This window comes from Vibrio sp. OPT18 (assembly GCF_015163615.1).
GTDB lineage: Bacteria > Pseudomonadota > Gammaproteobacteria > Enterobacterales > Vibrionaceae > Vibrio > Vibrio coralliirubri.
The window spans coordinates 154,246-176,325 of record NZ_JADDYK010000028.1 but is presented as its reverse complement, the minus strand read 5'-3'; the positions used below and the strand labels follow the sequence as shown (position 1 = coordinate 176,325).

Below are 22,080 nucleotides of genomic sequence, written 5' to 3'. Positions count from 1 at the left end.
TTTCATATCAAGAAAATGGGGCTCAACTTCTATTCCTACCCCAATTTAAATATCGGTGGGAATAGCAGTTGAGCTTTTTTATTTCCAATAGTCAAAGGTGTTCGTCAATGTCACGTACTATTATGCTTATCCCTACAAGCGCTGGTGTTGGTCTTACTAGTGTTAGCATGGGTGTTCTTCGCGCTATGGAGCGTAAGGGCGTAAGTGTTTCTTTCTACAAGCCAATCGCTCAGCCTCGCAGCGGTGGTAACCAACCAGATCTAACGTCTACTATCATCAGCGCAAACAGCGACATTAAGATTGGTGAGCCAATCGCAATGACTAAAGCTGAAGCTTTGATCGGTAGCGAAAAAATGGACGAGCTTCTTGAGTCTGTTGTTGAGCAATACAACAAAATCAACAAAGACGCAGAAGTAACGCTAATCGAAGGTCTAGTACCTACTCGTAAGCACCCATTTGCTAACCAAGTGAACGCGGAAATCGCTAAAACACTTGGCGCGGAGATCGTATTCGTTGCGACTCCTGGTACTGACAACCCTACGCAACTTAAAGAGCGTATCGAAGTAGCATGTTCTAACTTCGGCGGTACTAAGAACAAAAACATCAAAGGCGTAATCATCAACAAGCTTAACGCTCCTGTTGATGAAGCTGGCCGTACTCGCCCTGACCTATCTGAAATCTTTGATGATGCAGACAGCGCTCAGCAAGCGAACCTTGAAGTAATGCAAATCTTCAACTCTAGCCCTATCCGTGTTCTTGGCTGCGTGCCTTGGAGCATCGACCTAATCGCAACTCGTGCGGTTGATATGGCTAAGCACCTTAACGCTGAAATCGTTAATGAAGGTGAAATCTCAACTCGTCGTATTAAGAGCATCACTTTCTGTGCACGCTCTCTACCGCACATGATTGAGCACTTCAAACCAGGTTCACTGCTAGTAACTTCTGCAGACCGTCCTGACGTTATCGTTGCTGCGGCTCTTGCTGCGAAAAACGGTGTTGAGATTGGCGCAATCCTGCTTACTGGCGGTTACGACATTCCAGAAAGCATTGCTAACCTTTGTGCACCAGCATTCGCTTCAGGTCTACCGATCTTCAAGGCTCAAGGTAACACTTGGCAGACGTCTCTAAACCTACAGAGCTTCAACCTAGAAGTTCCTGCAGACGATAAAGAGCGTATCGAGTTCGTTAACGATCACGTTGCAAGCCACATTGATGGCCCTTGGATTGATTCTCTATCTGAAGGTACTCAAGGCATCCGTCGTCTAAGCCCACCAGCATTCCGTTACCAGCTAACTGAATTTGCTCGTAAAGCGGCTAAGCGCATCGTTCTTCCTGAAGGTGATGAGCCACGTACAGTTAAAGCTGCGGCTATCTGTGCTGAGCGCGGTATCGCAACGTGTGTACTTCTAGGTAACCCTGAAGAAATCCGTCGCGTTGCAGCGCAGCAAGGTGTTGAGCTTGGCGCTGGCGTTGAGATCATCGATTCTGCATCAGTTCGCGAAAACTACGTAGCTCGTCTAGTAGAACTTCGTGGCGCTAAAGGTATGACTGAAGTTGTTGCTCGCGAGAAGCTAGAAGATTCAGTATTCCTAGGTACTATGATGCTTGAAGCTGGCGAAGTTGACGGCCTAGTTTCTGGTGCTGTTCACACAACGGCGAACACAATCGTTCCTCCGTTCCAGATCATCAAGACTGCTCCTGATGCCTCTATCGTATCTTCAATCTTCTTCATGCTTCTGCCTGATCAAGTTCTTGTATACGGTGACTGTGCGATCAACCCAGATCCAACAGCTGAACAGCTTGCTGAAATCGCTATCCAATCTGCAGATTCTGCTGCGGCATTCGGTATCGACCCACGCGTTGCTATGATCTCTTACTCTACTGGTGAATCTGGTAAAGGTGCAGACGTAGATAAAGTACGTGAAGCAACGAAACTTGCTCAAGAGAAACGTCCTGATCTAGTGATCGACGGTCCTCTACAGTACGATGCAGCAATCATGGAAAACGTAGCCGCTTCTAAAGCGCCTAACTCTCCAGTTGCAGGTAAAGCGACAGTATTCGTATTCCCAGATCTAAACACGGGTAACACGACTTACAAAGCTGTACAGCGTTCAGCAGACCTAGTATCTATCGGTCCAATGCTTCAAGGGATGCGCAAGCCAGTAAATGACTTGTCTCGTGGCGCTCTAGTAGACGACATCGTTTACACAGTAGCTCTAACGGCTATCCAAGCAGACCAAGCTGCTCAAGCTGAAGAAAAAGTAATTAACTAATTTTTCTTTAGTAGAAAGCAAAAACCCTAGATGTTTATCTAGGGTTTTTTTATGTCTGGAGTAAAGGAACTGACTGGTAACCCTAGCCTCGGCCATGTGGCGATTCTAAGTCTAGCTCTGGCCCTTTGGGTACCACTTGAGTCGGATTGATACCAGTGTGGCTGTAGTAGTAGTGACGCTTGATATGATAGAAATCGGTCGTCTCTTTGATGCTTTCGATCTGATACAGCTCTTTTAGATAACCCTGAATATTTGCGTAGTCCGCTATTCGCTGCTTGTTACACTTGAAGTGACCCACATACACTGCATCGAATCGAACCAAGGTCGTAAACAACCGCCAATCCGCTTCTGTAATCTCGCTACCCGCTAAATAGCGATGTTCGCTAAGGTGAGCGTCTACTTTGTCTAAGGCTTCAAACAAGGCGTCATACGCTTCTTCGTACGCTTCTTGTGTTGTCGCAAAGCCAGTGCGATAAACGCCGTTGTTGATGGTTGGGTAGATATAATCATTCCACTCATCAATCTTCTTGGACAACTCCCAAGGGTAGTAATCATCGGTGTTGCCTGTTAGCTCGTTAAACTCTGAGTTAAACATACGAATGATTTCAGACGACTCGTTACTCACAATGGTGTTGGTTTTCTTATCCCACAACACAGGTACCGTTACTCTGCCCGAGTAATCCGGTTTGGCTTGAGTGTAGATTTGGTGCATTCGGGTATGACCAAACAGAGGTTCAGGTAACCCCATTTGCCAACCTTCACTCATCATGTCTGGGCAAACGACTGTCACGTCAATGTGATCGGTTAGGTCTTTCAGCTCGCGGAAGATAAGGGTTCGGTGCGCCCAAGGGCAAGCCAATGATACATATAAGTGGTAACGGCCGCTTTCCGGTTGAAACTGCGCGCCCGGTTTGTTCTCTACCCAGTGACGAAAGCCCGCATCTTCACGAACGAACTTACCACCGCTTTCTTTGGTGTCGTACCACACGTCGTGCCAAACACCTTCAACTAACTTACCCATATCCAAACCTCTGTCATCCAAGCTTTTCTCTAGTATAAAAAAAGCCAACTTTTTCAAAACTAGAAGAAGTTGGCCTAGTTGTTCGAATTATTTGAAGGAGGCTTGCTCAGACACAAAAAAAGCGCAACTCATAAACAAGTTGCGCTTAAGCCTGTCACAGGCTGAACCGGTTTAAATAGGCTCTAGACTTGTACGTGCAAGCAAGATACTGCGTGTACGTCATCGCCTTGGATAGTTGGCTTAGTTTGCGCACACGCCTCTGTTGCTTGTGGGCAACGTGTACGGAACACACAACCTGATGGAGGATTGATTGGCGATGGTAAATCACCTTCCAACATCTGAATCGTTTTGTTGCGCTCTAGACGAGGGTCTGGAATCGGAACCGCAGACATCAACGCTTTGGTGTACGGGTGCTTAGGATCAGAGAATAAGGCATCTGATTCACCAAGCTCTACCGCGTTACCTAGGTACATCACCAATACACGGTCAGAGATGTGTTTAACCACTGACAAATCGTGCGCGATGAATACCAAAGACAAACCAAGTTCTTTCTGTAGCTCTTTCAGAAGGTTAACTACTTGAGCTTGGATAGATACATCCAGTGCAGAAACAGGTTCATCACAGATGATCATCTTAGGTTTCAAGATAAGCGCACGTGCAATACCAATACGCTGACACTGACCACCAGAGAATTCATGTGGGTAACGGTTGATTACGTTTGGTAATAAACCAACCTTTGCCATCATCTCTTTAACTCTGTCCTTCACTTCTTGTTTAGAAAGTTCAGGGAAGAACGTCTCTAGAGGCTCAGCAATGATATCGCCTACTGACATACGTGGGTTAAGCGACGCTAGCGGGTCTTGGAAGATCATCTGAATCTCTTTACGAGTCTCACGACGCTTCACTTCCTGCATCTTAGTCAGGTCTTGACCTAACCACATCACTTGACCTTCAGTTGCTTCAACCAAGCCGATAATCGCACGGGCAAAAGTTGATTTACCACAACCAGACTCACCTACTACGCCTAGTGTTTCACCTTCGTAAAGGTGAACATCAACCCCATCAACCGCTTTAAGGTTTGATGGTTTTGCCCAAGGCCAAGCAGACTTAGCCGCAATGCTAAAGTGAACTTTCAGGTCTTTAATATCTAATAGTAATTCTTTACTCATTTTGTCCAAGTCTCCCAATCTGAAAAACAAGCACGCTGACGGTCTTTAGCAAATGGCTGCAAAATCGGTGCTTCTTGCTTACAACGGTCCATTACACGGTGACAACGGTCTTGGTAAGGACAACCTGTTGGTAGGCGAAGTAAATTAGGTGGGTTACCTGGAATCGTCGGTAGAATTTCACCTTCGGTATCCAAACGAGGAATCGCTTTAAGCAGGCCTTCCGCGTATGGGTGGCTTGGCTCGTAGAAGATTTCATCAACCGTGCCGTACTCCATTGTACGACCCGCGTACATCACAAGTACTTTGTCACATGAGCCAGCAACAACACCCAAGTCATGGGTGATCATGATGATTGCCGTATTGAACTCATCTTTAAGTTCGTTCAGCAATTCCATGATTTGCGCTTGAATGGTTACATCCAGTGCAGTTGTTGGTTCATCAGCGATAAGCAATTTAGGACGACACAGCAGTGCCATTGCGATCATCACACGCTGACGCATACCGCCCGAAAATTCATGCGGATACATGGTAATACGTTTACGAGCTTCAGGGATTTTCACCGCTTCAAGCATGCGTACTGATTCTTCAAACGCTTCTGCTTTACCCATGCCTTTATGCAGCATAAGTACTTCCATCAACTGATCACTTACTTTCATGTAAGGGTTCAGTGAGGTCATTGGATCTTGGAAGATCATCGCGATCTGTTCAGCACGAACCTTGTTCAGCGCTTTTTCAGGCAGGTTGAGGATTTCATTGCCTTCAAACTTTGCACTGCCTGAGATGATGCCGTTCTTAGCCAGCAACCCCATCAGTGCAAATACCGTTTGTGATTTACCTGAACCCGACTCACCAACAATACCCAGCGTTTCGCCTTGGTTAAGTGAGAAGTTCAAGTCGTTTACTGCGGTTACGATACCATCTTGCGTGGTAAATTCGACGCGCAGATCTTTGACATCTAATAAGCTCATTATTGCTTCCTTAATCTTTTATAGCTTTTAATTGCTATTTCGTTATCTGTCTTTTGGATCAAGCGCGTCGCGCAGACCATCACCTACGTAGTTAAAGCAGAACAGCGTAACTACCATGAATGCCGCAGGGAATGTTAATTGCCAGATTGCAACTTCCATTGTTTGCGAACCTTCTTGAAGCAATGCGCCCCAGCTTGTCATAGGCTCTTGAACACCAAGACCAAGGAAAGATAAGAATGATTCTGTAAGGATCATGCTTGGAATAAGCAGCGTAGAGTAAACCGCTACGATACCCAGTACGTTCGGCACAATGTGACGTGTAATGATCTTCCATTTACTTACACCACATACGTGTGCAGCTTCAATGAACTCTTTACTACGTAAACTCAACGTTTGACCACGTACAATACGCGCCATATCTAGCCAAGCAATCGCACCAATAGCAACGAAGATTAGGACGATGTTACGACCAAAGAACGTTACCAGTACGATTACTAGGAACATGAATGGTACTGCGTACAAGATCTCTAGGATACGCATCATCACTCGGTCAGTACGACCGCCGATGAAGCCTGAAGCTGCACCGTAAAGCGTACCAATCAGTACCGCTACGAAGGCACCCATCACACCAACCATCAATGAGATGCGGCCACCGACAAGAGTACGAACGTACAAATCACGACCTAAGCTATCAGTACCGAACCAGTGATCCGCATTCGGACCAACGTGCATTGCGTACCAATCAGTATCATCATAAGTGTACTGAGCCAGCATTGGTAAGAAGATAACTGCCAGTACCATAAGCGTAAGAATGAACAGACTCACCATCGCAGCTTTGTTTCGCATGAAACGAATGCGCGCGTCCTGCCACAAACTACGACCTTCAATCTCTAAGCTCTCAGAGAACTTTTCGATCGCTTCTAAATTTTCTTTTTTCTTCAACATAACCATGCGTCCCTGTTAGTAGCGAATTTTCGGGTCAATAAGCGCTAGCAAAATATCAACGATTGCGTTGAACAAGATGAATAGGAAACCAATCAAGATGGTTACACCCATTACTAGCGAGTAGTCACGGTTAAACGCAGCGTTAACAAACAGCTTACCGATACCTGGTAGGCCGAAGATGGTTTCAACAACAACTGAACCTGTGATGATACCTACGAACGCAGGTCCCATGTAAGAAACAACAGGCAGCATTGCTGGCTTAAGTGCATGTTTTAGAATGATATAACGGTAGCTTAGGCCTTTTGCACGAGCAGTTCGGATAAAGTTACTGTTTAGCGTTTCAATCATGCTACCGCGAGTAATACGAGCAAAGGTTGCTACGTAAAGAAGAGACATCGCGATAACAGGCAGCACGATGTACATGAATGTACCGCCATGCCAACCACCTGCTGGGAATATGTTCCAGTGCAGGGAGAAAAGGTAAATAAGCGCCGGTGCCAACACGAAGGATGGCATCACCACCCCGAGCATGGCGGTCGACATTATGGTGTAGTCGACCCAGGTATTGTGCTTCAAGGCGGCAATCGTCCCGACGGTGACCCCCATCAATAGTGTGAAGATAAAGGCAACGAAACCTACCTTCGCAGATACTGGAAGTGCAACCGCGATCAGCTCATTTACTGTGTAATCTTGGTATTTAAAAGAGGGACCGAAGTCACCTTGTAAGATATTTGTCAAATACGTGGTGTATTGTTCAAATACTGGTTTATCTAAGCCGTATTTAGCTTCGATGTTAGCCATAACTTCTGGCGGTAATGGACGCTCGCTTGAAAACGGGTTACCCGGTGCGAAACGCATGAGAAAGAAAGATATAGTGATCAACACCAACATGGTTGGAATCGCTTCAAATATCCTTTTCATAATGAATTTAAGCATAAACTCACTCTTTCAGTCTGTGACAATTAAAATTAGAAAGACGCTACATGCGCGCCCTGCGCATGTAGTGTCTGTATCGTTATAGTTATATTAACTTTTTAGAATCGAAGCTTATTATTGAGCTTTGATGTATAGGTCTTTCGAGAAGATCTTGTCTTCCGCGTTGTTGATTGGGAAACCACCAACATGCGGGTTAAGTAGACGTGATTTCACGTATTGGTAGATAGGAGCGATTGGCATGTCGTTTGCCATTAGCGCCTCAGCTTCTAGGTAAAGTGCTTTGCGCTCTTCTTCTGAAGTTGAGTTAAGTGCTTTATCGATGATCTTATCGTAAGCCGCGCTGTCGTAGTGAACACCACCGGTAGTGTTGTTACTCTTCATTAGTGTTAGGAACGAAGACGCTTCGTTGTAGTCACCACACCAACCAGCACGTGCTACTTCGAAGTCACCAGAATCTTTAGAAGATAGGTACGTTTTCCACTCTTGGTTCTCAAGTGTTACAGAAAGACCCAGTGTTTTCTTCCACATAGAACCTAGCGCTACAGCAATCTTCTTGTGGTTCTCTGAAGTGTTGTAAAGTAGGTTGAATTTAAGTGGGTTATCTTTACCGTAACCTGCTTCTTCAAGAAGACGTTCTGCTTCTGCGTTACGCTCTTTTTGAGACATCTTGCCGTAAGCTGGTAGCTCAGGATCGAAGCCAGCTGTGATTTCAGGCGTTAGGAAGTATGCAGGTTTTTGACCTTGCGCTAGGATAGCACCTGTTACGATATCACGGTCGATTGCGTAAGAGATTGCTTGGCGAACACGAACATCATCAAATGGTGCTTTCTTCGTGTTGAAGATGTAGTAGTAAGTACATAGGTTACCCGCTACAGATACATCTTCCGCGTACTCTTTTTGAAGACGCTTGAAGTGCTCAGTTGGAAGTTCGTTTGTGAAATCGATTTCGCCAGATAGGAAGCGGTTCATTTCCGCTACTTGGTTTTCGATTGGTAGGAAGGTTACTTTATTTAGAACCGTCTTATCGTTGTTCCAGTATTGGTCGTTACGCTTTAGAACTAAACGCTCGTTAACAACCCATTTATCAACAGAGAATGCACCGTTACCAACGAAGTGGTCAGGCTTAGTCCATTGGTCACCGAATTCTTCAACAGTCGCCTTGTGTACTGGCTTCATTGTTGTGTGGCCCATCATCATTACGAAGTATGGTACCGCTGTTTCTAATTCAACAACAAGCGTGTTTGCATCTACAGCTTTAACGCCTAGCTCACTCTTGTCTTTCTTACCCGCTACGATGTCCTTCGCATTCGCCATCTTGGTATATTCCATGTACCAAGCGTATGGAGAAGCCGTTGCAGGATCAACTGCACGTTGCCAGCTGTAAACGAAATCTTCAGCTGTTACAGGATCGCCGTTAGACCATTTTGCGTCTTTACGTAGGTGGAAAGTGAATGTTTTGTTGTCTGTCGTTTCCCAGCTTTCAGCAACACCAGGGATAGTATTACCTTCGCCGTCTTGGTTCACTAGACCTTCTAGAAGATCACGAATTACGTGAGATTCTGGTACACCTTGAGATTTGTGTGGGTCGATAGTCGCAACTTCAGTACCGTTACCGCGAACAAGTTCCTGAACTTTTGCTAGTTCTGTACCTGCTGGAACTTCAGCAGCGATAGAAAGAGTAGAAGTGGCAGCCACTGCCAAACCAGCACCTAGAAGAAGGGCCTGAGTGATTTTATTCTTGTACATTTAATAAACTCCAAGTTTTTCGTATTGCATCCATGACTTCTTTGCTAGGTTCACTGAACGGCAGTGATTTAGATTTATTTAGCTCAAAATTTAAGCATAAAAATCTAAAACCTTACAAAGATTGAGGCACACACTATCAACCATTGAAGTAATTTGCCATAAACAAGTCGCAAAAAATCGGATAATTCTCCGAATTACTTAAGGTAACAGTGTAAATCTCTAATAAAAACCTAATGAATAGTGAGTTACACATAGGGATTAATTAAAAAACAGCCTTTAGTGTTGATGTATCTGTATTGATACTTTTTTTTAGCATCTTATGCTAGAACACAGACGGCAAATTAACATTAATGCCACATGAAATCTAATTGCACATCACATATCCCCTAAATAGACTCTACTATTTGTGAGGATTATCACTTTATACAAAACAGCATAAAGCACTGCACCAAAACAGATTTAGAAATGCACCAAGACAGACAAAATCACGCTCCGAATTTATATGCAACATGAATGACTAACCATTTATTAATACAGCGCTTATTTATAAATGACTTTGTAACACGTACAAAAAAGCCGACCTTAATAGTCGGCTTTTTACTGTCTCAATCAACAGAGCGAATTTTTGAAGCAGCATCATATTGCGAGAATTATTTCTCCCAACGCTCCGCAGCTTTTGTATCTGAATCGCGAGAATCAACCCAGCGAGTTGTTTCAGTGGTACGTTCTTTTTTCCAAAACGGCGCTTTGGTTTTCAGAAAGTCCATAACAAACTCACACGCTTCGAAGGCAGCGCCACGATGCGCACTGGATACACCAACGTAAACAATCTGGTCGCCGATATCTAGGTCACCAACACGATGGATAACTCGCATCTTTTGAATTGGCCAGCGTGCCTCAGCTTGATCACAGATCTCGCTCAGTGATTTCTCTGTCATACCCGGGTAGTGCTCCAGAGACAAACCAATCACATTGTCGCCAAGGTTCATGTCGCGAACTTTACCAACGAACGTCACAATCGCTCCGGCAGCGGTACCTTGAGCCAAGTAGTCGTATTCGTCGCCTACAGAGAAGTCCTCTGCTGTCACTAATACTCTTGGATCCATGCTAGCCTCCAGTCACTGGTGGGAAAAAAGCGACTTCATCGCCGTCTTTCACTTCAGTCGTCAAAGGCACGATAGATTGATTAAGCGCCGCCAGAAGCTTGCCCTCTTCCAAAGCGATATCCCATTTGCCATCTTGTGCTACAAGATGGCTGCGAATCGCTTCAATCGTCTTGAACTGTGCATCAACTTCAACGCTGTCCACACCAACAAGTTCACGAGTTTGAGCAAAAAAAAGTACTGTAATCATGATTCCACCTTAAAGTGACCAGATTTACCACCCGTCTTCTCTAACAGGCGTACATTCTCGATAACAATGTCTTTCTGAACAGCTTTACACATATCGTAAATCGTTAACGCAGCAACAGAAGCAGCCGTTAGCGCTTCCATTTCTACACCTGTCTTACCAGCAAGCTTACAAACAGATTCGATGCGAACCTTGTTTTCAGACTCGATAGCTTCAAGCTGCACTTCTACTTTAGTTAATAGCAGAGGGTGACACAGTGGAATCAGATCCCACGTCTTCTTAGCCGCTTGAATACCCGCAATACGTGCCGTTGCGAAAACATCACCTTTATGGTGGCTACCAGAAACAATCAGCTCTAACGTTTCAGCAGACATCTGTACGAAAGCTTCCGCTCTCGCTTCACGTACCGTTTCCGCTTTAGCCGATACATCGACCATGTTTGCTTCGCCAGACGCGTTAATGTGTGTAAATTGGCTCATACTCAAACCGCCTTATACAGAAAGGTGTGGCATGAAGTTACAAGGGCGGTGGCTAGCATCCATTTGTTGCTTAATGATCTTAGTCCAACCTGTGCGACAGGCACCTGTAGAACCTGGCATCGCAAAGATTACTGTGTGGTTAGCAAAGCCCGCAATCGCACGAGATTGAATTGTCGAAGTACCGATCTCTTCGTAAGATACTTGACGGAATAGCTCACCGAAGCCTTCTACTTCTTTGTCGAATAGTGGCTTAAGCGCTTCAGGCGTGCTATCACGAGAAGTGAAACCTGTACCACCCGTGATCATGATAGCTTGTACGCTCTCATCAGCGATCCACTTAGATACGATCGCACGGATCTTGTACATGTCATCGATAACAATTTGCTTATCAACCACGTTGTGACCCGCTTCTTTAGCATGCTCTGCTAGGTAACCGCCTGACGTGTCATTTTCTTCTGTACGCGTATCTGAAACCGTTAGTACTGCGATGTTTGCTGCTTGGAATTTGCTTTCTGCGTGACCCATTTGTTCACCTATATAAATTTTTCATTAGACTGATTCGCCCAGCTTAAAGAAGCTGAGCGATAAAATGCTTTAGACTATATAGCGGGTTAACCGCCGATTGACGCCAAGTTTGGAGTCATGCCGCTGTTGCCATCATGTAAGAAGTGGCTAACGGACTTGGTTTGAAGCTGAGCCTGAATTCGATCAATGAGCTCTTGCTCTTGTTGATCTTCTTGAATCAGATCTCTCAGTTCAACACCATGGTCGCCAAACAGACATAGGTGAAGCTTACCGGTAGCAGAAACGCGCAGACGGTTACAACTCTCACAAAAGTCTTTCTCGTAAGGCATGATCAAACCGATTTCACCCTTGTAGTCTGGATGGACAAACACTTGCGCCGGGCCATCGTTAACGGCTTTGACTTTTAACAGCCAACCATTAGCAATAAGCTGGTTGCGAATCGCAACGCCAGACACATGATGTTTATCGAACAACTCGTCCATCTCGCCGGTTTTCATCAGCTCGATAAAACGTAATTGAATAGGTTTGTCTTTGATCCAATTAAGGAAGGCTGGTAATTCCTGACTGTTGAGGTCTTTCATTAATACAACGTTTACTTTGACTTGTTCAAAGCCAACCTCAAACGCTTTATCAATACCTCGCATAACCTCAGTAAACTTATTCTCACCAGTGATCTGATGGAACATGCGCGAATCTAAACTATCCACGCTCACGTTTATATGGGTTAAACCAGCATCACGCCACTGCCCTACTTGTTTCTCCATGCGGTAGCCATTGGTTGTGGTGGCCACTTTTTCGATGCCTGGAGTAGAAGCAACGGTATGTATGATTTCAGGAAAGTCTTTACGCAGACTCGGCTCTCCGCCTGTAATGCGGATCTTTGAGGTACCACAATCTGCAAACGCTTTAACAACGCGTTTGATCTCGGGAACACTTAAAAAAGACGAGTTTTTTTGCCCTGACGGTTTATAGCCATCTGGCAAGCAGTAAGTACATTTAAAGTTACAGACGTCTGTAACCGACAAGCGCAAGTAATAAAACTTGCGATGGAATCTATCTTCGAATTGTTGCGCCACGGAACACCTTTCCAAACACGGGAGGCATAATCATTTCCAATTAAGCCCTTGTGACAACATGTCACTGGCTCTTGATGCGTATCGGTACAGCAAATACCACTGTGCGACTTAGCATACGAGAGCTCGGAGTTATGGCAACTGAGCGTTATATTCACACGCGCAGTAGCTGAGTAATAAAATACTTAATATTTGTACGTGAATCTAGCTCTGATGGTAAAAAACGGGTCACATCGGCAAAAAAAACGTATCAAACGCTCAAAATAACTCTTGTTGAGTATATAGCGAGAAGCATTTAACCTAAATTATAGTTGGTAATAACCTAACAAGAACAATAAATGAATATTTACTCTTCAAAGAAAGTCGTAGCAATCGGCGGTGGCCATGGCTTAGGTCGCATGTTAGCTGCATTAAAAGACTTTGGTAACAACGCAACTGGCATTGTTGCAACGACAGATAACGGCGGTTCCACCGGACGTATTCGAGATTGCCAAGGTGGCATCGCATGGGGAGATACACGCAACTGTATCAACCAATTAATCACAGAACCTTCAATCAGTTCGATGATGTTCGAATACCGCTTTCGTGGTCAAGGTGAGCTAGACGGTCATAACTTGGGTAACCTAATGCTGACGGCGTTAGACAACCTTTCCGTTCGCCCATTGGAAGCGATTAACCTGATTCGAAATATGCTCAAGGTCGATGTCAATATCGTCCCGATGACCGAGCATCCTTCAGACCTCACGGCTCTATCAATGGACGGCCGCTGGGTAACCGGCGAAACCAACGTTGATGACATGACGGAAAAGCTGCGCATGATGGACTTGTCTCCAGAAGTGCCAGCAACCAAAGAAGCCGTTGCTGCCGTTGAGCAAGCAGACTGCATTGTCCTTGGCCCTGGAAGCTTTTTAACCAGTGTGATGCCTCCGTTGTTATTACCAGAGATTGGTAAAGCAATCTCAGAAAACACCAAGGCAAAAGTTATCTTCATTGAAAACCTGTCTCCAGAACACGGCCCTGCAGGGAAAATGACACTTCAAGAACAATTGGAGTGGTGTGAACGTACCTGTAAAGCAAGAAAAATAGATATAGTGTTGGGCAATGAACCACACCCTGAATTAGAAGGGCAATGGAATTGTGTGACCACAGATCTTGCATCTGCAAACCGAGATTGGCGACACGACCGTGTGAAGCTTCAACAAGCCATTGAAGCTCAGTTGGCTTAAGCCATAAGTTAAAATCGCAGACAACAAAAAAGGAGCATCATGCTCCTTTTTTATCTCAGTAATAACTCGCCGTTTTAAAGATCCGTCATCAACTGCTGATATTCAGTGTACGTTGATAACAGGAGGTCTTGCATATCTTGAAAATCAACCTCTGTCACCGGCAACGCTTGCTTCACTTTTGCATCTAAGCTAATCGCAAAACTACACAAAGAATCCGCACCAAAACTTGCTGCGCTGCTCTTAAGTGCATGACTGATATCAGCCAAGTACTTAGAGGTATCCGACTCTTTATTTATCTCTAGGTGTTCGTAGTAGCCTTTCAACTCACCTAAAAAGATTTCAAGTAAAACCGGGACATTCTCTTGCCCAATTTCGCCGGCAAGCTCATCAACTTTTTGCTGATTTAATACTTTCGTCATTATTATTTTCTTATTGTTTGGTGATTACTGCTTCGCATTCCACGTTTGCAACTTACGGTATATCGTCGATGGACTGACATCTAAGAAACCTGCCGCACGGGGGATGTTGCCATCACACGCTTTAATGGCTTGTTCGATAGCCGTTTTCTCAGTGATCCACAATGGGAAAATATCTTTTACCGTGATGTCTTCATTCTGCTTCTCTTTCAATCGCAGACTGTTTTCAATCGGTTGGTTCAACGGTGGTGGAAGCATGTTGAGAGTAATCTCTTTGCCGTTATTCAAAACCACCACGTTTCGCAACACGTTTTGTAGCTGACGAACGTTACCCGGCCACTCATATTGATTAAAGCGATCAAGTACTTCCTGAGCAAAACGTACAAACGCCTTCCCCTCCTCGACCGACATATAGCCTAGCAGAGAATACGCAATCTCAATGACATCTTCACCACGCTCACGCAATGGCGGCAGGTGCAATGGAATCACGTATAAACGATAGTATAAATCTTCTCTAAAGCGACCTTCTTGTACTTCTTTCCAAGGGTCACGGTTGGTCGCACACACAAAACGAACGTCGACACTTTTCATCTTTGAAGAACCCACTTTTTGAAAAGTACCGGTTTGGATAAAGCGCAGCAGCTTAGTCTGTAGCTCTAAGTCCATTTCGCACAATTCATCAAGGAACAGTGTTCCGCCATCAGCAAGCTCAGCAGCACCTTGACGATCGGTCGCAGCACCGGTAAAGGCACCTTTAACGTGACCAAACAATTCACTTTCAATCAGATCTTTAGGGATAGCGGCACAGTTAATCGCGATGAAAGGCTTATCGCCACGCTTACTCGCCGCATGAATGGCTTCTGCACATACCTCTTTACCGGTACCACTTTCACCAGTAATGAAAATGCTCGCCTTACTCGATGCAGCAGAATCTATCGTTCGGTAAACCTGCTGCATGGTTTGGCTACTGCCGATAAAGCCTTGGTAATTTTGGTTTCCCGGGTGTTCCGAGCTATTTTTAAGCTTGGTGGCTTTGCGGATCGCGTTGTTCACCGTAATACGGAGTCGATCGGCTTCACACGGTTTGATAAGGAAATCTTGAGAACCATGACGCATCGCTTCTACCGCGGTATCGATAGAGCCATGAGCCGTCATGAAGATAACCGGAACTTCAGGGTACTTCTGTTTTACAGCAAATAGCACGTCCATACCCGTCATATCAGGTAGACGTAGATCTAATAAAATAAGGTCTGGGATTCGATGATTCAAACTCTCGATTGCATCGCGGCCAGTGCCGACAATGTTGATATCAATTTCGAGCGGTGTAAGATACGAGCGATATAAAGCTGCTACCGAAGCGGTATCCTCTACCATCAACAAATACTTCGATTTGTTATCTAGCGTTTTTGATTGCATATCCTAGCCATTTATAATTTGCATTTATTATTATAGTCGCATTCCGCTTTGCATTATGCAAATTAGCCACAATATTTGTAGTGTGTTTTTTTACTTACTTCAAACAATCAATGTTTTATCTATCTGGCACGAACGATGCAACGGTATCAATGACCTTCGGGTCACCTAGCCAACTGACGTTGTTAGTGGACCGAGTGTTCACAAACGTAAGCCAGTAGAACATTTACTACTGGCTGTTTTTTTGTCTGAAACACTCTCAATTCTTGTGCTGAGAGGGATCACTTCTCGAGCGAAAAGAGAGATTAGCTGTTGGTAATAAACTGCTTTCTTAGCTGCTCAATTTCATCACGCTTCTGTGCGGCCAATTCAAATTCCAGATTCTGAGCATGCTGATACATCGCAGCTTCTAGCTTACTGATCTCTTTATCAAGCTGTTGCGGCGTAAGTACGGCATAACTTTCAGAAGGCTCAGCCACCTTAGATAAAGGAACTTGCTTCGATTGGCGCTGCTGCTTCGACTTGGTTAGATCACCCAGTTCCATAATGTCTTTAATATTGCGTTTCAACGCTTGTGGCGTGATACCTTGCTCTTCGTTGTAGGCTTGCTGTTTCTCGCGACGACGATCGGTTTCATCAATCGCTTTTCTCATCGACTTAGTAATCGAATCACCATAAAGGATCGCTCTACCTTCCAAGTTACGCGCAGCACGACCAATGGTTTGAATCAGAGAACGCTCAGAACGCAAGAAGCCCTCTTTATCTGCATCAAGAATCGCCACCAGCGACACTTCAGGCATATCCAAACCTTCACGAAGTAAGTTAATGCCCACTAACACATCGAACTCGCCCAAACGTAGGTCTCGGATGATCTCTACACGCTCAACGGTATCGATATCCGAGTGCAAGTAACGCACTTTAACGCCGTGCTCACTTAGGTATTCGGTTAAGTCTTCTGCCATTCTCTTGGTCAACGTGGTAACCAAAACACGCTCTTCTTTCATTGAACGGATTCTGATTTCAGACAGCAAGTCATCCACCTGCGTCGCGACAGGTCTTACTTCGATGATTGGGTCTAACAGACCAGTAGGACGTACCACTTGATCAGCAATCTCGCCATCTGATTTTTCAATCTCGTAATTACCTGGTGTTGCCGACACAAAAATCGTTTGTGGGGCTATAGACTCAAATTCTTCAAACTTCATTGGACGGTTATCCAATGCAGAAGGCAGTCTAAAACCAAACTCGACCAAGGTTTCTTTACGAGAACGGTCACCTTTATACATCGCACCAATTTGCGGCACAGTCACGTGTGACTCATCGATGATCAGCAAACCATCATCAGGCAGGTAGTCAAATAACGTTGGCGGCGCTTCCCCTTCCGCACGGCCGCTCAAGTATCGTGAATAGTTTTCGATACCGGAACAGAAGCCAAGCTCAGTCATCATCTCAATATCAAACTGAGTTCTTTGAGAGATACGCTGCTCTTCCAAAAGCTTATTGTTGTCTTTTAAGTATTGAGCACGATCGCGCAGTTCGTCCTTGATGTTCTCAATCGCCTCAAGGATTTTTTCTCTTGGGGTTACATAGTGAGTTTTTGGATAAACCGTAAAGCGCGGCAAGTCTCTTTGTTTCACCGCACCAGTCAGAGGATCAAAAATACTAATGCAGTCCACTTCGTCATCGAACATCTCAATTCGAACCGCATCTTGGTCAGATTCAGCCGGAAAGATATCAATCACCTCACCACGAACACGGAACTGACCACGTTCAAAGGCGACATCGTTTCTTGAATATTGCAGCTCAGCCAATCGACGCAGGATGTCTCGCTGATCCATCACCTCGCCACGACTCAAATGAAGCATCATCTTCAAATAAGACTTAGGATCACCCAGACCGTAGATAGCCGACACAGAAGCCACAATGATGGCGTCTTTTCGTTCTAATAAGGCTTTGGTTGCCGAAAGCCTCATTTGTTCGATATGAGCGTTCACAGACGCATCTTTCTCGATGAACGTGTCCGTGGTTGGAACGTAGGCTTCAGGTTGGTAGTAATCGTAGTAAGAAACGAAATACTCAACGGCATTGTTTGGAAAGAAAGATTTCATCTCACCGTAAAGTTGAGCCGCCAATGTCTTGTTAGGCGCTAACAGAATCGCAGGTCTTTGAGATTGGGAAATGACGTTGGCAAGGGTAAAGGTTTTACCTGAGCCCGTTACCCCTAGTAGAGTTTGATGTGCCAAACCAGAATCTAATCCGTCTAGTAATTTGGTTATCGCTGTCGGCTGATCACCGGACGGGCTGTAGTCCGATACCAAGTCAAAGAGTTTACTCATAGGTCGCCATTTCCATACTGTTTTTTTAATCAGGTCATTGTCACTCTAGGAGGAGTGTCGTTGCAACAATTATCTAGAGAAATGCATCTTAAGATCAGAGATCAGTTATAGCTTTTATTTTTAGAACTTGGTATTATCCGTGCCCCTGCAAAGTTTCCCCTGCTAAATTACTCGAATTTTAATCCACTACTTTTCCCCAAAAAACCTAAAAATACCGCTTGTTTTACTGTTCGTTTTATAATCTACAAAAGTTATACAATTGCGACATTTTGCTATAAATCTTTTAAATACATTACGTTAGATAAGATTTTTACATTTTTCGATTTATCCCGATTATTGTTGTTAAAGTTTCACACACACACTTATCCACAATTTTGGTGGATAACTAAAGCAAAGCTAAATCCTATAAGGCGTTCAAGAAAGTAAAGTTTTTTATCTTACTTTTTTCTGATCTTTTTTATTGACAGAAATCCGGACAATTATTAGAATTCGCGTCGCTAACAAGCAATTCCCCTTTAGTTCAGTTGGTAGAACGGCGGACTGTTAATCCGTATGTCGCAAGTTCAAGTCTTGCAAGGGGAGCCAAATTCAGAAAAAAGCTCAATCGAAAGATTGGGCTTTTTTCGTATATAACTGCGACTAACTTGTTCCAAGTTAATGTCACAAACCTAGCCGCCCGCGTTCAAGTCTCGACAAGGGGGCCAAATTTAAAGAAGCCGCATCATTCGATGCGGCTTTTTGCGTTTTAGTCGAAACAAAAGCCCTACAGGCACAGCTTTGATTAACTCACATCCATAAAAAAACGCCTCACAAGGAGGCGTTTGGGCTTAGTGACTAAACTGAGCTTTATTCTAGATTAGACGTCGTTTTAACGGTTATGCTTCTGCTGTAACAACATTCGTCTGAGTCTCTTTACCGGCTTGGTCTTGATCAAATCCTTCATGCAGGTGGTAGTAGCGCTTATAAACAAGTGCACTTACCGTCATTAGAATCGCTGGTAAACCTACCATCATAAACTGCAGTCCCATGATAGTGCTGTCAGACTGTTCCACGTTTGGTACATAACCCACCACAGACAAGCCCATACCAACAATAAAACCACCAGCCGCGCCTGCAAACTTAACAAGCATCGTTTGAACAGAGAAGATAACACTCTCACTGCGACGACCTGTTTTATGTTCACCGTAATCAACAACATCTGCCAGCATTACAGTTTGCAGTGCGTTAGCGATACCCACACCAAACTTGATAGCAGCACCTGCGATACCGATTAGAATCGCGTTACCTGGAGCGATAAAGCCCATGATAAGTAGAGTGATACAAGACAGCACTGGGAAGCCACAAGCGATAACCCATAGGTGCTTGCGTGGTAACACTGATGCAATACGAGGGAACAAGAATACACCTGCAACTTCAGCGATACCTGCCACCATCATATAAACGGGGAACAAGTCAGCGTTGCCTAAAGCGTAAGAGAAGTAGTAAATCGCAAAACCACCCACCAGCAAGTTTGCTATTTGGAACGACAATACGGTACCAATAAGTGCTTTTAGTTGGTCATTCTTACCAATGATAACCATTACATCTTTAAAGCTGAAACGCTCAGCTGGTTTGGCATTTGCTGGTGCAGATTTTTCTTTTACGTTGCGAGCAATCAAGAATGCACTCATCACGAACAGCACAGCAATCAACATAGCAACGTTGAAGAAACCTTGTCCTTGGTCGCCATCACCCAGTTTACCGACAATGTGTAGCCCGTAAGTACCCGTAATAAACCACGCCAAGCTAGCAAACAATCGTGGCCAAACAACCAGCTTTTCACGTTCTTGACGAGAGCTCGATAGTGCAGGAATCAAAGACCAGTATGGAATGTCCATAATAGTGTAGGTAAGGCCCCACAGAATATAAGCAGCCGCTGCATAAATGTATAACGTAGTGCCTTCAAACATATGCGTACTAAAAAGGCCAACAAGCACTACAGCATTCAACAGAGTTCCAATCACTATCCAAGGACGGAATTTACCAAACTTAGAGCGCGTGTTATCAACGATAACGCCCATCATTGGGTCGGTCACCGCGTCGATAATGCGCGCGGCCAAAAAGATAGTACCCACGAACGCCGCTGACAGCCCAGCAACATCAGTGAAGTAAAACATTAAAAAGATGTAGATTGGAGCACAGGCAAAGTCTTTACCTAAAGCCCCAAGTCCATACGATAATTTGGTTTGTAGAGTAATTTGATCAGACATAGTATTTCCTTCAGGCGCGTAACTTCATCTCCTAACAGACGTTGAAACGCTTACCTTTTATTTATAATAATTTATCCACTCAAGTTCTGTTTTAGAGCCACTCTGTGGTCGCTTCTTAAAACACTCAAGTATCAAGTCCGACGCTAATGTAACCATTCCAACGCACAGATACTGTGATCAACAACCATTCAATGGAAACGTTTTCAGTCAAATATCTAAAGTGAGAGATCGAACAATAAAACCCTCGAATTGACAGAGAATATCGCTAATTAAAGTGCTAAAAACAGTTCGTAGTGTGAAGTGAGGCATGAGAACGATTACATAAGTGCAGTGTCGCGGTGGGAATACCTACAGATCTCCGATCTCTAAGGGCACATCAAATTGATTAGATAGTTCATGACGACTTATTAAAGGCAATAAAAAACCGCGTAATTTCACCTACGCGGTTCATCAAATATAAGGCCTATGCTAAAACTTACTCGATACGTTCAAACTTAATTAACATTGCTGTTTCTGCATCGAGTATTGGCATCGTCAGCCCCACCTCGGCACACCAAGCACCTGATAATTCACAGCCAGACTCTGTCCATGGCGGTTGATAATTCACAATATCATCGTAATTTGACGGTTTATCAATCACAGATACCTTGTATAAACTTTGTGGATCTAGCCCAGGTATACGCAAATGACCACTCAACGAATTGGTTGGCATCGCCATCTGTGCAATCATCACCACAGCTTCTGACACATCTTCGGAGACGACCGCATGGATTTGATGGGCACTATCGTCCGTTGGAACTCGCCAAGTTCTCCCGCTATGCAGTAACGGGCGCAGCATCTTATGTAGCTTGATGTAGTGTTCAAAGCCCTGCTTCTCTTCTTGAACTTCTTTCACAGGGTCTAATTCAATTCCCATATGACCAAACAGTGCTGTTAGGCCACGAAACTCAATACTATGACGACGACGAGTGCTGTGGCAGTGGCTCGCGCCAATATGGCTTCCCATTACCTCAGGAGGGAAGAAGTAACTCATCCCGCGCTGAATCGTTTGTCTTTCTAAGGCATCGTTATTATCTGAAGCCCAAAAACGTTGCGTACGCTTAAGAACCTCAAAATCGATACGACCACCACCAGCCGCGCAAGATTCAATATCAACCATTGGGTGCTTCTCTCGGACTTTATCGACCAACTCATAATAACGAGCGGTTTGTTGATGAGCCGCAGCCCTGCCTAGATGTGCAGGTTGTACAACCTCTCGGTTCATATCCCACTTAATGTAAGCAATGTTGTACTGACTTAAGAAGTGGTCAAGGCGCTCAAACAGAAAGTCGAATGCTTGTTGATTCTGAAGATCGATAACATATTGATTGCGACCCGTTGGTTGGTCATAGCCGTCAACCGCAAGCAACCAGTCTGGATGGGCGCGGTATAAGTCAGAATCCTTATTGATCATCTCAGGTTCGAACCACAATCCAAACTCCATACCCAATTGATTAACGTGTTCAACTATCGGCTCTAAACCATTTGGGTATTTTTCTTCATCTAAGAACCAATCCCCAAGTGCAGCCTTGTCTCCGCAGCGCCCTTTGAACCAACCATCGTCAATGATAAAGCGCTCTACTCCCATATCAGCGGCTTGGCTAGCCATCGACATAATATAATCAGGATCATGGTCAAAATAGATGCCTTCCCATGTATTAAGATGGATAGGTCGAGGCTTTTGTACGAAAGACTCCGGCAAGATGGAACCACGCACATGGGAGTGGAACTGGTGGCTCATTCCATTTAGGCCTTCCGAACTGAAACTTGCATACAACCAAGGTGTCGTTAAGCTTTCACCTTCATCCAATGCAATCTCGCCCGGTAGATAAATAACTTCAGCTTGCACGTAGCGACGACCGTCTGCTTTTACATCAGCGCGCAATCTGTGGTTACCACTCCAAGCGAAGTGAACG

The 22,080-nt window shown here is 44.6% G+C and carries 18 protein-coding genes, 1 tRNA gene and 1 riboswitch; of the genes, 3 read left to right on the top strand and 16 right to left on the bottom strand.

Annotated features, from left to right (window positions below; translation table 11 throughout):
• The first annotated feature begins 107 nt into the window (after positions 1-107).
• Positions 108-2,273, top strand: coding sequence for a phosphate acetyltransferase (pta, locus tag IQQ51_RS05685; protein ID WP_017069189.1), 2,166 nt, complete (start codon positions 108-110; stop codon positions 2,271-2,273).
• A gap of 82 nt (positions 2,274-2,355) precedes the next feature.
• Here the strand turns inward: pta and IQQ51_RS05680 are convergent, their stop codons facing one another.
• The 11 genes from IQQ51_RS05680 to moaA form a co-directional block, all read right to left on the bottom strand.
• Positions 2,356-3,294 carry a glutathione S-transferase family protein gene (locus tag IQQ51_RS05680; RefSeq protein ID WP_193840565.1) on the bottom strand — a complete coding sequence of 313 codons (939 nt, stop codon included), beginning with the start codon at positions 3,292-3,294 and terminating at the stop codon, positions 2,356-2,358.
• Positions 3,295-3,476: 182 nt separating this feature from the next.
• Entirely contained in the window at positions 3,477-4,463 is a 987-nt protein-coding gene (oppF, locus tag IQQ51_RS05675; protein WP_009848634.1) for a murein tripeptide/oligopeptide ABC transporter ATP binding protein OppF, read from the bottom strand.
• Entirely contained in the window at positions 4,460-5,431 is a 972-nt protein-coding gene (locus tag IQQ51_RS05670; protein ID WP_012603544.1) for an ABC transporter ATP-binding protein, read from the bottom strand. Before IQQ51_RS05670 ends, oppF begins: the two co-directional genes overlap by 4 nt.
• Positions 5,432-5,473: 42 nt before the next feature.
• Complete coding sequence (oppC, locus tag IQQ51_RS05665) at positions 5,474-6,376, bottom strand: oligopeptide ABC transporter permease OppC (RefSeq protein WP_017062173.1); 903 nt, start codon at positions 6,374-6,376, stop codon at positions 5,474-5,476.
• 15 nt (positions 6,377-6,391) lie between these two features.
• Complete coding sequence (gene oppB, locus IQQ51_RS05660; RefSeq protein WP_017062174.1) at positions 6,392-7,312, bottom strand: oligopeptide ABC transporter permease OppB; 921 nt, start codon at positions 7,310-7,312, stop codon at positions 6,392-6,394.
• A gap of 114 nt (positions 7,313-7,426) precedes the next feature.
• Positions 7,427-9,058: an ABC transporter substrate-binding protein gene (locus IQQ51_RS05655; protein WP_048610543.1), complete on the bottom strand. Its 1,632-nt coding sequence runs from the start codon at positions 9,056-9,058 to the stop codon at positions 7,427-7,429.
• Positions 9,059-9,708: 650 nt separating this feature from the next.
• Complete coding sequence (gene moaE / locus IQQ51_RS05650; protein ID WP_017062176.1) at positions 9,709-10,164, bottom strand: molybdopterin synthase catalytic subunit MoaE; 456 nt, start codon at positions 10,162-10,164, stop codon at positions 9,709-9,711.
• 1 nt (position 10,165) lies between these two features.
• On the bottom strand, positions 10,166-10,411 hold the full coding sequence (gene moaD, locus IQQ51_RS05645; RefSeq protein WP_050651565.1) for a molybdopterin synthase sulfur carrier subunit: 246 nt from the start codon (positions 10,409-10,411) through the stop codon (positions 10,166-10,168).
• Positions 10,408-10,887 carry a cyclic pyranopterin monophosphate synthase MoaC gene (gene moaC, locus IQQ51_RS05640; RefSeq protein WP_004734026.1) on the bottom strand — a complete coding sequence of 160 codons (480 nt, stop codon included), beginning with the start codon at positions 10,885-10,887 and terminating at the stop codon, positions 10,408-10,410. Before moaC ends, moaD begins: the two co-directional genes overlap by 4 nt.
• Positions 10,888-10,899: 12 nt before the next feature.
• Positions 10,900-11,412 (bottom strand): molybdenum cofactor biosynthesis protein B, encoded by a 513-nt coding sequence (gene moaB, locus IQQ51_RS05635; protein WP_004734027.1) that lies wholly within the window; start codon positions 11,410-11,412, stop codon positions 10,900-10,902.
• Positions 11,413-11,498: 86 nt separating this feature from the next.
• On the bottom strand, positions 11,499-12,488 hold the full coding sequence (gene moaA / locus IQQ51_RS05630; protein ID WP_009848642.1) for a GTP 3',8-cyclase MoaA: 990 nt from the start codon (positions 12,486-12,488) through the stop codon (positions 11,499-11,501).
• A riboswitch (molybdenum cofactor riboswitch) is annotated at positions 12,477-12,629 on the bottom strand. Its footprint overlaps the gene before it by 12 nt.
• Positions 12,630-12,823: 194 nt before the next feature.
• On the opposite strand from moaA, the gene IQQ51_RS05625 reads away from it, so the two are divergent.
• Positions 12,824-13,711, top strand: coding sequence for a YvcK family protein (locus IQQ51_RS05625; RefSeq protein ID WP_050651567.1), 888 nt, complete (start codon positions 12,824-12,826; stop codon positions 13,709-13,711).
• Positions 13,712-13,785: 74 nt separating this feature from the next.
• Here IQQ51_RS05625 and luxU read toward each other — a convergent pair whose 3' ends face one another.
• From luxU to uvrB, 3 genes are all read right to left on the bottom strand, one after another.
• Positions 13,786-14,130 carry a quorum-sensing phosphorelay protein LuxU gene (luxU, locus tag IQQ51_RS05620; protein ID WP_017066591.1) on the bottom strand — a complete coding sequence of 115 codons (345 nt, stop codon included), beginning with the start codon at positions 14,128-14,130 and terminating at the stop codon, positions 13,786-13,788.
• A 24-nt stretch (positions 14,131-14,154) separates the two neighbouring features.
• Entirely contained in the window at positions 14,155-15,543 is a 1,389-nt protein-coding gene (gene luxO, locus IQQ51_RS05615) for a quorum-sensing sigma-54 dependent transcriptional regulator LuxO (protein ID WP_004734031.1), read from the bottom strand.
• Between the two features lie 302 nt (positions 15,544-15,845).
• Positions 15,846-17,876 carry an excinuclease ABC subunit UvrB gene (uvrB, locus tag IQQ51_RS05610; protein ID WP_193840564.1) on the bottom strand — a complete coding sequence of 677 codons (2,031 nt, stop codon included), beginning with the start codon at positions 17,874-17,876 and terminating at the stop codon, positions 15,846-15,848.
• A 509-nt stretch (positions 17,877-18,385) separates the two neighbouring features.
• On the opposite strand from uvrB, the gene IQQ51_RS05605 reads away from it, so the two are divergent.
• Positions 18,386-18,461 (top strand) — tRNA-Asn (locus IQQ51_RS05605).
• Between the two features lie 290 nt (positions 18,462-18,751).
• On the opposite strand, the gene melB is transcribed toward IQQ51_RS05605, so the two are convergent.
• Together melB and IQQ51_RS05595 are read right to left on the bottom strand one after the other, a co-directional pair.
• Complete coding sequence (gene melB, locus IQQ51_RS05600) at positions 18,752-20,125, bottom strand: melibiose:sodium transporter MelB (protein WP_193840563.1); 1,374 nt, start codon at positions 20,123-20,125, stop codon at positions 18,752-18,754.
• 475 nt (positions 20,126-20,600) lie between these two features.
• Positions 20,601-22,080 (bottom strand): alpha-galactosidase (locus IQQ51_RS05595; protein WP_228012691.1); only part of this gene is annotated, 1,480 nt, incomplete at its 5' end.

Excerpts from the sequence above, each read along its gene's own strand:
- pta (WP_017069189.1), top strand. The coding sequence starts at position 108 with ATGTCACGTACTATTATGCTTATCCCTACAAGCGCTGGTGTTGGTCTT.
- IQQ51_RS05680 (WP_193840565.1), bottom strand. The coding sequence starts at position 3,294 with ATGGGTAAGTTAGTTGAAGGTGTTTGGCACGACGTGTGGTACGACACC.
- oppF (WP_009848634.1), bottom strand. The coding sequence starts at position 4,463 with ATGAGTAAAGAATTACTATTAGATATTAAAGACCTGAAAGTTCACTTT.
- IQQ51_RS05670 (WP_012603544.1), bottom strand. The coding sequence starts at position 5,431 with ATGAGCTTATTAGATGTCAAAGATCTGCGCGTCGAATTTACCACGCAA.
- oppC (WP_017062173.1), bottom strand. The coding sequence starts at position 6,376 with ATGTTGAAGAAAAAAGAAAATTTAGAAGCGATCGAAAAGTTCTCTGAG.
- oppB (WP_017062174.1), bottom strand. The coding sequence starts at position 7,312 with ATGCTTAAATTCATTATGAAAAGGATATTTGAAGCGATTCCAACCATG.
- IQQ51_RS05655 (WP_048610543.1), bottom strand. The coding sequence starts at position 9,058 with ATGTACAAGAATAAAATCACTCAGGCCCTTCTTCTAGGTGCTGGTTTG.
- moaE (WP_017062176.1), bottom strand. The coding sequence starts at position 10,164 with ATGGATCCAAGAGTATTAGTGACAGCAGAGGACTTCTCTGTAGGCGAC.
- moaD (WP_050651565.1), bottom strand. The coding sequence starts at position 10,411 with ATGATTACAGTACTTTTTTTTGCTCAAACTCGTGAACTTGTTGGTGTG.
- moaC (WP_004734026.1), bottom strand. The coding sequence starts at position 10,887 with ATGAGCCAATTTACACACATTAACGCGTCTGGCGAAGCAAACATGGTC.
- moaB (WP_004734027.1), bottom strand. The coding sequence starts at position 11,412 with ATGGGTCACGCAGAAAGCAAATTCCAAGCAGCAAACATCGCAGTACTA.
- IQQ51_RS05625 (WP_050651567.1), top strand. The coding sequence starts at position 12,824 with ATGAATATTTACTCTTCAAAGAAAGTCGTAGCAATCGGCGGTGGCCAT.
- luxU (WP_017066591.1), bottom strand. The coding sequence starts at position 14,130 with ATGACGAAAGTATTAAATCAGCAAAAAGTTGATGAGCTTGCCGGCGAA.
- luxO (WP_004734031.1), bottom strand. The coding sequence starts at position 15,543 with ATGCAATCAAAAACGCTAGATAACAAATCGAAGTATTTGTTGATGGTA.
- uvrB (WP_193840564.1), bottom strand. The coding sequence starts at position 17,876 with ATGAGTAAACTCTTTGACTTGGTATCGGACTACAGCCCGTCCGGTGAT.
- melB (WP_193840563.1), bottom strand. The coding sequence starts at position 20,125 with ATGTCTGATCAAATTACTCTACAAACCAAATTATCGTATGGACTTGGG.